This is a genomic window from Mesorhizobium sp. M8A.F.Ca.ET.207.01.1.1 (assembly GCF_004794715.1).
Taxonomy (GTDB): domain Bacteria; phylum Pseudomonadota; class Alphaproteobacteria; order Rhizobiales; family Rhizobiaceae; genus Mesorhizobium.
In genome coordinates, this window is the sequence record NZ_SRUS01000183.1 from 1 (window position 1) to 384 (window position 384).

Genomic DNA, 384 nt, shown 5'->3' on the forward strand with positions numbered 1-384 from the left:
TTGCTGTGCACAATGCCGCGCAGGCGGCGGATAGGTTCTGACGCGCGCAGTGTGCGTGGCGATGATGGGGTTTCGATGGAGGAAGTGTGGAGATGCGATGGAGGCAAGCACCTTACGGCCCCGCCCTGCATGCATGCCTCACCCGCCCTCGCCGCCCTCGTCCTGATTGTCGAGGATGAGGTCGAGATCGCCGACATCCTTACTGCCTACCTGGAACGCGAAGGCCTGCGCACCCTGCGTGCCGCCGATGGCCACAGCGCACTGGACCTGCATCGCAGCGCCCGTCCCGACCTGGTCCTGCTCGATGTGCAGCTGCCGCGCCTGGATGGCTGGAGCGTACTGACCCAGCTGCGCCAGCGTGGCGAGACGCCGGTGATCATGCTG

1 protein-coding gene is annotated in these 384 nt (G+C 66.1%); it reads left to right on the plus strand.

Annotation, left to right across the window (positions count from 1 at the left end):
* Positions 1–129: 129 nt before the first annotated feature.
* A partial coding sequence (locus EN850_RS34085) for a response regulator (protein WP_136092976.1) occupies positions 130–384 on the plus strand: 255 nt, incomplete at its 3' end.